Genomic DNA, 12,345 nt, shown 5'->3' on the forward strand with positions numbered 1-12,345 from the left:
CCCAACTGGGGGGCACACAGATTCAGGGGATTCCCCTTGAACGAAAGCAATCGCTGGAGCAACTGGTTAATAACACCATACTCCATGCGCAAAAAGGTAAAGTAGGGAAAAATAGTCCGGCGGTAAATCAACGATTTAAAGAGGGTGTCGCAGCGATCAATGCCCAGCCCGGAAAGACACCCATTGATCAACAAGCGGCCGCTGCTTTCTACGCGAATGCCTCCGCTGGAGTTACGCCATATCCAAAAGTATTATCTGAGAAATTCAGCGCGAGCAAAGACAAACTCGCGAAGACCAGGCTCGGTCCCAACGCCACCGTCGCCGATTACGAGCGCGCGAACAAAGACAAACTCGCGAAGGCCAGGCTCGGTCCCGAGGCCACCGCCGCCGATTACTCCCGCGCGAAAAGCGAAAAACGCGCGAAGGCCATGTTCGGTCCCGACGCCACCGCCGCCGATTACGCCCGGGCGACCAAAGACAAACTCGCGAAGGCCATGTTCGGTCCCGACGCCACCCCCGCCGATTACTCTCGCGCGAAAAAAGACGAACTCGCGAAGGCCAGGCTCGGTCCCGACGCCACCGTCGCCGATTACGACCGCGCGAACAAAGACAAACTCGCGAAGGCCAGGCTCGGTCCCGACGCCACCGTCGCCGATTACGACCGCGCGAACAGAGACAAACTCGCGAAGTCCAGGCTCGGTCCCGACGCCACCGTCGCCGATTACGACCGTGCGAACAAAGACAAACTCGCGAAGGCCAGGCTCGGTCCCGACGCCACCGCCAAGGATTACTCCCGCACGAACAAAGAAAAACTCGCGAAGGCCAGGTTCGGTCCCGACGCCACCGCCAGGGATTACGACCGCGCGAACAAAGACAAACTCGCGCAGGCCAGGTCCGGTCCCGACGCCACCGCCAACGATTACTCTCGCGCGAACAAAGACAAACTCGCGAAGGCCATGTTCGGTCCCGACGCCAGCGCCACGGATTACAACCGCGCAATGATAGCCGCCCAAGTCGTTCGGGAATTAGGTCCGACGGCCACGGCTGCTGATCTTGCAACGCTTCAGGCTCAGGAACTAGCTTTGGCGGCGCAGCTAGGTGTCCGTGTCGAGGAGATTCGCAGTGCAAGAAAGCAAGGGCCTGCTTCTGGGGAACCCTCTTTTCCCGGGCCAAACCAGTGATAGCACACACAAGGTCATGGCGCGGGCGATATGACCCAGCGCCTTCGGTTCGAAGAATGAGGACGGCATTCCTAAACTAAAAGACAGGAAGGCAACGTCGCCAAAAGAGGGCGGCAAGCCCGCCCTTGTTTCGTTTCCCACTCGCCAATCAGGCCAAGTCATCGGTACCGCACGACATCAGTGTTAGTCGCCATCTGACCTGGGGCGCTACCTGTAGCGGCTCGCGTTTGAAAACACGCTGGCTCGCATTCATCGGCATTTCTGGCTCACATTAACTGCAACCAGCGAAAGCCGCCGGCTCACATTAATTGCAAATGAGCTCGCATTCGACGGCGCGGGCTCGCATTTCATTGCGACGGGCTCACGCTATCTGCAAATGGCGGATGGCGGTTTTGCCTAACAGTGGAATGCCGGCCAGCGTGTTTTCAAACGCGAGCCGCTAGAGGTAGGCAGTCTCCTGCCAAGACTTTTTACAAAAAACTAATTACATTCTCTCGATTCCGGACAACTCAATTATTGTATTTTCGTGTCCGGAACTCGAATCGCTCTCAGACCACTCAATACTCTCGACACAAGGCCGTGAGTCAACTCACGGACTCTCCCAAGCTCGGTGTGCCTGGCCGTCCGCTGTACCGTAAGGACTCTATAACCGATGCGTATTTCCTCAGCCAGCCCGCCGCCACACGCGGTTGTGCCAGACCAGCCACCCTCGGCAGTCGCCCCCATTTCAACTTCGACTTCAACGACAGCGCCACCAGAGCCACCAGAGCCACAACGCGCGGCACGTACGGATGCGACAGGCGCACTGATCAAACCGGGCAATCCCTCACAAAAAACGTCGTTGTCCCAGGCTGCCCTTGATCCATCGTCTACGGGGCTACGCTTCTCAGTGAGGCGGCAGCCAATTATTGAGACATCCGACAATGTGCTGAGGCCTACTGTTAACGGCAACTTTATTAACTACGAGCCTGCCCTATTGGTCCAACCAAACCCCCACTCATGGCCCCTACAACGACACCCACAAAATCCTGTTCTTTCCACTGACCCCACTGACCCTTACTGTCGTAAGATAAATGAAATGGCACAGCAGGAAAGTGATGGAGAGAACAGTTTAAATAGCAAGTTCAATGGTTATAAGTATCAATCGTCTGACCTACGAGATGGAATTAACAACTTTAGATCGATTCCTGGTGTGGAATCAAACCCTAACCGCCCTTACTCTCTAGATCCAACATTTCAGGAGAAGGCACAAGTCAGCCACTATAGTGGCAGTTCTAATAATTTGGAGGCAGGGGAAGTTGCCGTTGGAGAACATGGGCATGTCAGTTTAGACGATTTTCCCGATCCCGAAAAGCGGTCCGGGCGCACCTTGGGGCACAGCCATCCACCCGGCCCGCATACAGCATGGGAACCATCCCTTAGGGATCAAGCGACAGCTCGACAGCTGCCGCATCTTCAAAGTTTTGTAAAGGTCCCTGACGTGGCAGGAAAGCCTGAGATGGACATTCTGCAGTTCAACGGTGCTTTCCCGCCACGCCACTATATTGCGCTACCCAACCCTCACGGGCATCCGGTGCCTCCCGACTCCCCGGACATCCCATCGTCTCCTGAGGGCACTTTTCAATATCCACCATTTAAAAATCCGCCTGCTACCTATCAAGGGCCGCCCGTCGCATCTCCAGGGCCTGACGGGTATGATTCCCGGTCTCCCTCACCAGATGATGAGCAAGGGAATCGATAATTGTAGCGACCTGCATTCATAAACACGCCGACCTGCAATTAGCGCGTTTTTCGACCGGAATTAATTGCGCCTATCCGGCCTGCGAACCGGGGTTAATGGCGAATGAACTTGCATTTATCCGCTTCGACCTGCAATCCAACACGGCCGACCAAGACTAATTGCAAGTGAGCGGCCGCCTGTACTGTTCCATATGGGTACACCCCAGATTGACAGTCAGCCACACTGGCAAATAACGCCAATTTAAGGTGGGTATCTCTATTGATTGACACGGATGGAGCAGGGTCTAAGATGTCAACTTGACAAAGTTGAGGTAAGAGAAAGATGCAAGGGCAACGCGTCGGCTACATTCGGGTCAGTACGTTAGAGCAGAATACTCAACGTCAGCTGGAGCATGTTCAGGTTGATCGTACTTTCATCGACAAGGCGTCGGGTAAGGATATCCAGCGGCTCCAACTCGACGCATTACTCGCATTTGTCCGCGAGGGCGATACCGTAGTCGTGCACAGCATGGATCGTTTGGCGCGTAACCTCGACGACTTGCGCGGTATTGTCCAAAAGTTGGTCAAGCGCGGAATTCGCATCGAGTTTGTTAAAGAAGCATTGACGTTTATTGGCGATGATTCGCCAATGGCCACGCTGATGCTTTCTGTGATGGGAGCCTTCGCAGAATTCGAGCGAGCTTTGATCCGCGAGCGACAGCGTGAAGGCATAGCGCTAGCTAAGCAGCGCGGTGTCTACCGGGGCCGGAAGAAATCACTATCCCCGGAGCGGATCGCGGAACTGCGTCAGCGGGTAGCCTCCGGAGAAACTAAGGTGCAGGTTGCACGCGATTTTGGCATTAGCCGCGAGACGCTGTACAACTACCTCGCGAAGGCTGATAGCGATGCCGTTCGCGCGGCATAAGCAAATCCCCACAGATTCGCTGTTGCAACTGCGACAGCGGCTTGATCGTTTGCCACGCAAAAGCCCTGAGCGCGCCAGGCAGGTACAGGCCGTTGCCGAACTATACGGTGTGTCGTCCACCACTGTTTATCGCGCATTATATGCCTTCAAAAAACCACACTCGGTACACCGCGCTGACCACGGCAAACCGCGCGTACTTCCACAAGCCGAATTAGAGCGTTACTGCGATCTAGTCGCGGCCTTGAAACTGCGCACCACCAACAAGAACAATCGCCACCTTTCCACACCCAACGCGATCAAGTTGCTGGAGAATTTTGGCGTCGAGACGAAACAAGGCTTAATAAAGGCGCCCAAGGGGCTGTTGACCAAGCCGACCGTCAATCGTTATCTCGACCGCTGGCACTTGGACCATTCACATTTGACGCGCGAGCCCGCTGCCGTGCGTTTCCAAGCTGAGCATAGCAACGATTGCTGGCAGTTCGACATATCTCCGTCCGACCTCAAACGCATCGACAAGCCAAACTGGATCGACCCCAGCAAGGGCGAGCCTACACTGGCGATTTTCAGTGTGGTTGATGACCGAAGTGGTACCGCTTACCAGGAGTACCACTGCATCTACGGTGAAGATGCGGAAACAGCACTGCGTTTCCTGTTCAATGCCATGACCCCCCAAGGCCGACGCGCAGAACCCGTTTTAGGGTCGACCTAACATGATCTATCTAGACAATGGCCCTGTCGCTACATCCCGCGTTTTCCAGAACGTGATGCAAGCACTCGCGATTGAATGGCAGACACATCTTCCTGCCGGCAAGGACGGCACGCGAACAACGGCTCGATCCAAGGGCAAGGTCGAACGTCCGTTTCGCACGGTCAAGGAAGCCCACGAGACTCTGTACCACTTTCACAAGCCGGAAACTGAGCAGCAGGCGAACGAATGGCTGTCGCACTATCTGGTGCATACCTACAATCAGCAGCGTCATCGTTCAGAGTCGCGCACTCGCATGGCGGACTGGCTCGCTATGCTGCCAGACGATGGCTTGCGCGAGATGTGTACTTGGGAGCAATTTTGTCGCTTCGCGCGCGAGCTTGAGCGGCGCAAGGTCGGTATCGATGCACGTATCACCATCGATGGTACGCAATATGAGCTTGATCCGGGCATGGCCGGCGACCATGCGATTCTGCTGTGGGGCCTGTTCGACAATGAGTTGTACGCCGAGTATGAGGGCGAGCGCTTCGGCCCCTACTATCCGGTAAACGGCCCTATTCCGCTGCGCCGCTATCGGGCCGTCAAACGAACCAAGGCGGATGAGCGCGCAGACCGTATTCGCTTGCTGGCTGACCAACTTGGACTGCCGATTGCCGCCCTATCAGGCACCGACGTGCGCTTGACGGATGCTCCCACATCGGCGGCAAGTATTCCTCGTCAGCCGTTCGACCCGCACGCACACGAGTATCACTATCCGACGGTGATCGCGGCCAAATTAGCCATCGCCGAAGAGTTGGCTAAACCACTGGCCAAGCTTACGGTTGAAGACAAAACATTCATCGACCAGATGCTGGCCGAAACGCTGACGCGCAGCCTTGTTCTAGCGCGCGTGCGTGAGAACTTCCGACATAAAAATAAAAAGGGGTCTCAACATGCGAGCTGAGGTGATGCAGCATTTCGGGTTGGCGGTGCCATTCAAGCAGTCAGGTTACTACGAGACGGAGCACCACAAGGATCTGATCAAGGACGTTCGCGGTGCCGTAATGGAAGGTCGCCTGGTCGCTATTTGTGGTGTGATCGGTAGCGGTAAGACTGTGCTGTTACGCAGGTTGACCAAAATGCTGCAAGACGACAAGAAAGTGATCGTCTCCAAGTCTGTCGCCGTGGATAAGCACAATATCAAGCTGGCCACGTTGATCGAGGCCCTTTATTACGACTTATCGTCTGAAAAACAGGTGCAGATACCTAAGAAGATCGAGCGCCGCGACCGACAGCTTCAAGAGATGATTTTGAAGGGAAAGAAACCCATCGTCATGTTCGTCGATGAAGCGCATGACTTGAACGGACGTACACTCACTAGCTATACATCCTCGCGGCTATGCCACAGCAGCAAGCTAATTCATCGGTGCGCATGGACGGAACAGGGTCTAAGACTTCAAGTTGACAGTTCAGTTGAAACAATAATGACCATTCGCCATTTGCAGACAGTGTGGGCCCGTCGCGATGAGCGCGAGCCGCTACCCATATGTCCCCCATGATTTCACTATAGATCGACCATGACGTCATCGCCCGGCAGGACAGTGAGTCGTATCTCTACTACGACTTGGGCAATTCCTATAGCACGAAACCTTTCTCAAGCGCCTGCGCGCATTGCAAGGCCTGCATTTGCTTTGGCTTCAATCTGCCTAAGGAGATAGGCATACGGATCATGACCATTCAGCCGCGCAGACTGGATCAAGCTCATGATCGCGGCCGCCCGTTTGCCGCTGCGCAGCGAACCTGCGAAGAGCCAGTTCTTGCACCCTGGTGTCCACGGGCGGATCTGGTTGTCGCACTCATTATTATCAATTGGTATGGCCCCGTCATCGAGGTAGCGCGACCGCGCTGCCCAGAGTTAAGCTGTAATCCAGCGCTCTGCCAATAGTCGAGCACGCACAAGATCGCCTTGGCGATCATTCAGGCGTGTAGGGTCTTCATCACCGGAACCGCTTTTTCTTGCCGTATTCAGCCGCGTAAATGGATCAGCGTTTCGCAGTCATCACCGACCCATTTGCCCCCGACATGACGTTCGATACTAAACACGCCGGGCGAATAGTCCAGCTTCTCGCTGACGTTGAGTGCGCAGCCACCTGGGCAGTGAGTGTTGTCCCGGTTGTGATGGATCAACGTGCGTGGAAACTCTGCTGACAACGCATTGCGTTTAGGCTTTTGCTTTTTCTCGGTCGGTGGCGGAGGGGTTTGTAAGGGGTGAAGCTCATCTTCAATCGCGGCGATATCGGTCTCGATCAGGTCATCGAGCAAGCTGGCCTACTGCGGATTCAACTGCTCGCTGCGCTTGGCAAACTTCAAGCGCAGCGAGCCGCGAGACTCGTGGGTCAGGTTTTCGATAAGCCTGGAAGCCGCCTGCCAGAGTGCGCTGGCACTGAGCGCATGCAGTTAAAAAGCCTCGAATCGATCCTGTGCCAAGGCTTGGAGCCTGGCGCGGGCCCCAGCAAAACTTACCTTTCTGCCTGACGAACACATCACCACTTTGGGCCAGCGGCCAACATCCCCGCTTGACTCTTTAACGCAAGCACTTCCATGAATTTATCTGTGAACTTGTTTTTCCGGCGATGCCGTAGAAAAACGCTCAACGTTGGGGTATTCACATTCAGTCTCGACAGATTAAACCGCTGGTGCGGGACTGTTGAGCAGCGAACGCATAGTGGCAGGCGTATTTCCAATTGATGCCGAAATAAATGCCCAGTGGAGGGAACCGAAGTGCCCGAAGGGGTCACTCACCTTTACTAGGCATTAACGCTTAGTATCAAAATATGGAGAGTTAATATGTTTCCTTTGATAGCTGCAGCGGTCACTAGATTACCTCAGGTACTTAAGGCTGCTGACACTGCCGCCAATGTGCTGCAAGGCGCTAGCGCGGCGAGTGATCTGGCAAAACTCAAACCACCAAAGCCGCTGGATCCAACAGACGTTGCCACCGCTGGCGGTGGGGACTCCAAAATCAATTACTAGTGTTCTGTCGCAAAATAAACTCTCCGAAAATCGGCTGTGCTTTCTCGGTGATCACAGCCTGGGAGGCGAACAAATGTTGATCTGGAGAAGTTCTTCGACCGGGTCGATCACGATATTTTGGTTGATCGCTTACGCAGGCGGATTGTGGATCGGGCGGTTATCCGGCTGCTTCGGACGTATCTGGATGCGGGAACGCTGATCAATGGCGTGGTCGAGGAGAGCGGCTGCGGGGCGCCGAAAGGCGGCCCGCTTACGGCGCGTACGATCTTGCATACGTTTTTCTCTTCTGTCTGGTTCAGTTGAACTCTCGCTGGCGTTAAAACCGAGATCCGGATCAACGAGGGCACCCAACTTGCGTTCATATTCACTCTTTAGCCTTACCGGGTGGGCAAGCAGTTCAACAACTTGCTGCCACACAAGTGCATCTAGACGGTCATTTATATCTGCTGATTCACACAGACATGTGCGCCTTCAAAGCGGTAGGCATCGGTTCCAATGCGATGATAATAGGCATAGTCCCGAAGCTGACTTTTGCCCGATGCCTTTTTGGATTTTTTGCCGTAATAGACCTAGTGACAATGGTCGCAAACATTCAGGTCCTGAAGCAGGTAAACAGAACCATGACGGCGCTAACGAGTCGCTCTGCGATAAAGGCTCCATAGCTACAACAAATACTTGTCGCCAATAGCTATGGAGCAAAAAGCGGCATACACACCGTAACCGGTGTCCGGATTTACTTGAACAGTTCAACACTGCGGTCTCCCCTCAAAAGTCACACTACGTATTCAATCTCGCGATTACGGATGATCTAGAGGCATTTCTCGCGCCTAGGCTTGACGAGGCTGTGTCTCGGGAGAGGCTGGGTATTCGATTTGCCTTTCTTCAAACCAACAGTTTGCTATGGAAAAATGCTTTTAACGATCCGGCGAAGGACTTGGTCATCTGCAGTGAACCTATGGCGATATCACTATTTTCTGCTTTGATTTTGCGAGGGCGGCGTCGGGGTTACATTTGCACTCGGCGCCCGGCCGGTCTCCAGATGCTCTGCTAGTTGTTGCCGGAGGCCGTTGTCGACAACCCTTCCAGCTCGCCGATTCGGCAGCGTTGGAGCCTGGTTAGTTGCAGAAGATGCCAAATCCTGATCCAGACGCTTTTGCAACTCTGCCTTTATATAGTCACCAGTGAATTGTCCGCGTCGCAGTTCTAACTGCGGTGAAATACCCGAATTTGGCGGGTTTACAACTTTATCCTCCTTGGAAGAAGAGGCGTTCTTTTTCTTCCGGACGGCCTCGACTTGCCGAGTGTTTTTCGGATCCATGAGCCAATGGTCCTCGAAAAAGTCGGCGAATTCTTGATGGCTGAATTGATACTGCGGACCACGGAGCGGGATAAGCGCGGAAGTAGCAGATGTCTTCGCCGACATAGTGGTCCGCTGTGGTTGTAATGCAGCGCTCTTGCCGAACATCTGCCGTAACTTGCCTTTTACGAGATAGGCATGGGCGGTGGGCAGCGCAGTCAGACGGCTACTGGAACGTCCGTCATTGACACGCCTATCCGCAAGCATACTTGCCATTTTCCGATGCATAGTCTGGCCATTAACGCGCTGGAGTTCTTTATGTATCGCCTTCCGTTCAGCGGCGATATCGCCCTGTGGCGTCTGCTCCGAATTTGCTGGCATTGGAGTGACCGTAGATTGGCTGGGATGTTTGTCGACTTCAACTTCTGGCAACTCTCGCGCATGCTCCAGCATCACCTTTTCCATACTGATAGATTCACTATCGAAAATGCGCTCTGCGCGAAAGGCTAACGCCTCAAGCTCAAATTTGTCGTCATGCGGCATGAAGTTGGCTAGCAAAATACCTATGCACCCATCAAGGCTCATCCCGACACCGAACTGGGACACTGGTTTATCCCGAGCCGGATTAGCCATGAATAGGTCGTTCATTAATCCAAAGGAGGCAGATTTGGCTAGTAACCGCTGCGTCGGAGTGCCATGCATTTGCAGACGTAAGAGATAATCCTCGGTACGCGGCGTGAGGCGATTTTTTAAGCTGGCCCTCGGAGGGACTGCTGCCTCAGTCGTGCTTGAGGCTGCAGCGGTATGAGTGGCAACGGAGGGGGGGGGAGTATCAATGGCTGGTGGACGATTAATCTGCATGAGGAGGACCCAATGTGGATAGTCGCACCCTGAGTGGTCAAAGGCTGAATGGGGTTCCTGAGACTTTTAGACGAGGAGATATCACAAAAGGCGATCGAGAAAAAAGGTGTTGTTATGCTCCCCTTTATGGGGAGGGGTTGTACATAGGTTTCATTCACGAACGGGGGGAGCACCGGTCGCTTTCTCTTTTTCATCCGCTCGCGAGATCAAATTTACCCACAGCAATGCAATGCAATGAACGAGCGGTGGAAGGTGAACGCTTCCTTGTTCTTTTGCGATATCGCGGCCATCGGAGCCGAGCTGAAGGCGGTCAGTCCGACCATCTATGCCTCTGCGGCTTAGGTGGCTTTTCACCGTTCTTGCTCTAATCTGGTGCGATCAGTCCAGCTCTACTGATAACAATCCAGAGCCCCATTTCCAATGCCGGCGGCCCAACCCAAGTAAGGGCGTGTTGTGGCTCCGAGTCCCTCGTTTCAACCTTCGCATTTTATTTTCTGGTGATTCCGTTTGATTTTCTAATGACCATTGAAGGAAAGGTAGGTAGTAAATGCAATAGGCCGTCTAAGCCACAAGTTTATAGTGGCGTCTATGGAAACCTTCAGCAGTATCGAATGCGTTGTGCGCAGCGCCGGAGTCGGCAGCTTCTCCGAGGTCGTTCAATGTTTGAGAGATACTAGCTGGGGAGCCAAGAGTATTGCCAAGTAGGAGGTGTGCTTCGGAGTGGGGCTGTTCAGCGCCGCACCGCGGAAATTCTTCTAGCAACGGCCCGACTTCACGACATAAAACCTTTCACAAACGGCGCCCATGTTGGCGTTCAAGGTTTTCGCGACACGGCTGGCTGTGGTTGGCTGGTTCCATTCTTAATGAAAAGAATTCCAATCGAAGTGAAAACTCATGACACCCGTGGTCACCCGGACATGGCTGCGTTCACCGCCGATCACGGTGAATACGCCAAACCCGGTCAGGCATTCCGTTACTCCAGCGGTGATAGCAATCTGTTGTCCGCCGCGCTGAAAAACATCGTCGGCCCGACCCGCTATCCGGACTATCCATGGACTGCTCTGTTCGAACCCTTGGGGATTCGCCACGCCGTCTGGGAAAGCGATTCCACAGGAACCTTCGTCGCTTCGTCCTATGCCTACCTCACCGCCCGGGACCTCGCGCGAGTCGGTCTGTTGATGGCCCGCGACGGCCGTTGGGGCGAGCGGCAATTGCTGCCTAAAGACTGGGTTGCCTTCAACCGCGAACCGTTCGCCCGCTATCAAGCCAATCAGGACGACGCCGTGCCCGGCGGCCATTGGTGGCTTAACCGCGCGGTGGAAGGCGCGGCAAAACCCTGGCCCGCTGCCCCCGACGATACCTTCGCCGCGCTGGGTCATTGGGGGCAGGCGATGTACGTAATTCCCAGCGAAAGCCTGGTGATCGTGCGCTACGGCGATGACCGTGACGGCAGCTACCGGCACAACGATTTGCTCAAACTCGCGCTCAAGGCATTTGCCGCGAAGGGGCAGCCATGAACCGTCGCAGCTTTGTTCGTCGCCGACCGTTCAGCACGCTGTTGTTGATCCTGCTGGTCGCCTTGCTCGGCTGGATCTGGCAGGAGCGCGTGGCGCTGTGGGCGTTCCCGGACATCATCAGCAGCTATACCGCCAAGGAATATTGTTCGTGCCGTTACGTGATGAACAACCCGGCCGAGTATTGCCACGGCTATGTGAAGCAGTGGCTGCCGACCAGTGGCTTTACTGATGACGCCGCCAGCAAGCGCGTTACCGTCAGCGGCATGGGCCGCAGCAACAGCGCGCAATGGATCGGCGAACGCCAAGGCTGCCGACTGAATCCCTGAACACCACTGTCCTTGTAGCAGCTGGCGAAGCCTGCGTTCGGCTGCGAAGCAGTCGCCAATCCTGCCACCTCGTTTTTACTGAAACACCGCGGTGCCCGGTTTTACGACTGCTTCGCAGCCGAACGCAGGCTTCGCCAGCTGCTACACAAGTTTGCAATTGGCTCAGGGGCGGTTTAGGTTCGTGCAGGTTTATCTGCCCCACGAGTCTCTATGTTCAACCGCTTCCTCTGCAAAACCCTCGCCTTCCTGCTGCTGGCCAGTGCCACGCTGTCGGCCCACGCCGATTGGTATCTGGATGGTGAGTCCTCGCGGCTGTCGTTCATCAGCACCAAAAACACCAATATCTCCGAAGTGCAGCGCTTTCTGGTGTTGCACGGCAAGGTCGATCCCAAAGGCCTGGCCGAGGTGGAAGTCGAGATGGACTCGGTCAACAGTGGCATCCCGCTGCGCGATGAACGCATGCGCAAGGAGCTGTTTGAAATCCAGACTTTCCCCGAAGCACTGATCACCGCGCAGATTGATCTACGCCCGATCAACGATCTGGCGCCCGGCGCGCAACTTGAATTGCGCCTGCCGCTGACCGTCAACCTCCATGGCAAACAACATGAATACAACGCCGAACTGCTGGCAACCCGTCTCGATGACCGACGCTTCCAGGTGGTGACCCTCGAACCGCTGATCATCAATGCCGCGGATTTCGACTTGACCCCCGGCCTGGACAGTTTGCGCAAGGTCGCCGGTTTGTCGGCTATCAGTCTGTCGGTGCCGGTGGGTGCGGTACTGATTTTCACGGCGCGCTGA

The 12,345-nt window shown here is 55.0% G+C and carries 7 protein-coding genes and 4 pseudogenes; 8 read left to right on the plus strand and 3 right to left on the minus strand.

Translation table 11 applies throughout. The features are described 5' to 3' along the window. From QF010_RS16875 to QF010_RS16890, 4 genes and pseudogenes are all read left to right on the plus strand, one after another. Nucleotides 1–1,181, plus strand: a 1,181-nt coding sequence (locus tag QF010_RS16875; RefSeq protein WP_429533552.1) for a hypothetical protein, incomplete at its 5' end; no start/stop codon positions are given. 2,062 nt (nucleotides 1,182–3,243) lie between these two features. Next, nucleotides 3,244–3,825 carry a recombinase family protein gene (locus tag QF010_RS16880; protein ID WP_033058928.1) on the plus strand — a complete coding sequence of 194 codons (582 nt, stop codon included), beginning with the start codon at nucleotides 3,244–3,246 and terminating at the stop codon, nucleotides 3,823–3,825. A gap of 4 nt (nucleotides 3,826–3,829) precedes the next feature. After that, a pseudogene (locus QF010_RS16885) lies at nucleotides 3,830–5,474 on the plus strand (transposase family protein). Next, complete coding sequence (locus QF010_RS16890) at nucleotides 5,464–6,069, plus strand: AAA family ATPase (RefSeq protein WP_429512130.1); 606 nt, start codon at nucleotides 5,464–5,466, stop codon at nucleotides 6,067–6,069. The pseudogene QF010_RS16885 and the gene QF010_RS16890 overlap by 11 nt, the downstream one beginning before the upstream one ends. A gap of 152 nt (nucleotides 6,070–6,221) precedes the next feature. Here QF010_RS16890 and QF010_RS16895 read toward each other — a convergent pair. Continuing rightward, nucleotides 6,222–6,447: pseudogene (locus tag QF010_RS16895) on the minus strand (IS66 family transposase); the annotation flags it as partial. An 88-nt stretch (nucleotides 6,448–6,535) separates the two neighbouring features. Beyond that, nucleotides 6,536–6,832, minus strand: a complete 297-nt coding sequence (locus QF010_RS16900; protein WP_197281756.1) for a hypothetical protein — start codon at nucleotides 6,830–6,832, stop codon at nucleotides 6,536–6,538. 783 nt (nucleotides 6,833–7,615) lie between these two features. Between QF010_RS16900 and QF010_RS16905 the strand changes: the two are divergent. After that, a pseudogene (locus QF010_RS16905) lies at nucleotides 7,616–7,798 on the plus strand (group II intron reverse transcriptase/maturase); the annotation flags it as partial. 712 nt (nucleotides 7,799–8,510) lie between these two features. Here QF010_RS16905 and QF010_RS16910 read toward each other — a convergent pair. Continuing rightward, nucleotides 8,511–9,473, minus strand: a complete 963-nt coding sequence (locus tag QF010_RS16910; protein WP_033058921.1) for a hypothetical protein — start codon at nucleotides 9,471–9,473, stop codon at nucleotides 8,511–8,513. Between the two features lie 1,127 nt (nucleotides 9,474–10,600). On the opposite strand from QF010_RS16910, the pseudogene QF010_RS16915 reads away from it, so the two are divergent. From QF010_RS16915 to QF010_RS16925, 3 genes and pseudogenes are all read left to right on the plus strand, one after another. Further along, nucleotides 10,601–11,218, plus strand: a pseudogene (locus tag QF010_RS16915) (serine hydrolase domain-containing protein); the annotation flags it as partial. After that, nucleotides 11,215–11,544: an amidase gene (locus tag QF010_RS16920; RefSeq protein ID WP_429533553.1), complete on the plus strand. Its 330-nt coding sequence runs from the start codon at nucleotides 11,215–11,217 to the stop codon at nucleotides 11,542–11,544. The pseudogene QF010_RS16915 and the gene QF010_RS16920, both read left to right, overlap by 4 nt. Before the next feature lie 210 nt (nucleotides 11,545–11,754). After that, nucleotides 11,755–12,345 (plus strand): YceI family protein, encoded by a 591-nt coding sequence (locus QF010_RS16925; protein WP_429533554.1) that lies wholly within the window; start codon nucleotides 11,755–11,757, stop codon nucleotides 12,343–12,345.

It is taken from the genome of Pseudomonas silensiensis (assembly GCF_050434865.1).
Classification (GTDB): domain Bacteria; phylum Pseudomonadota; class Gammaproteobacteria; order Pseudomonadales; family Pseudomonadaceae; genus Aquipseudomonas; species Aquipseudomonas fluorescens_W.

Bases quoted from the DNA above. Each gene is read 5' to 3' on its own strand.
- QF010_RS16910 (WP_033058921.1), bottom strand. From the start codon at position 9,473: ATGGCTAATCCGGCTCGGGATAAACCAGTGTCCCAGTTCGGTGTCGGG.
- QF010_RS16890 (WP_429512130.1), top strand. From the start codon at position 5,464: ATGCGAGCTGAGGTGATGCAGCATTTCGGGTTGGCGGTGCCATTCAAG.
- QF010_RS16880 (WP_033058928.1), top strand. From the start codon at position 3,244: ATGCAAGGGCAACGCGTCGGCTACATTCGGGTCAGTACGTTAGAGCAG.
- QF010_RS16920 (WP_429533553.1), top strand. From the start codon at position 11,215: ATGAACCGTCGCAGCTTTGTTCGTCGCCGACCGTTCAGCACGCTGTTG.
- QF010_RS16925 (WP_429533554.1), top strand. From the start codon at position 11,755: ATGTTCAACCGCTTCCTCTGCAAAACCCTCGCCTTCCTGCTGCTGGCC.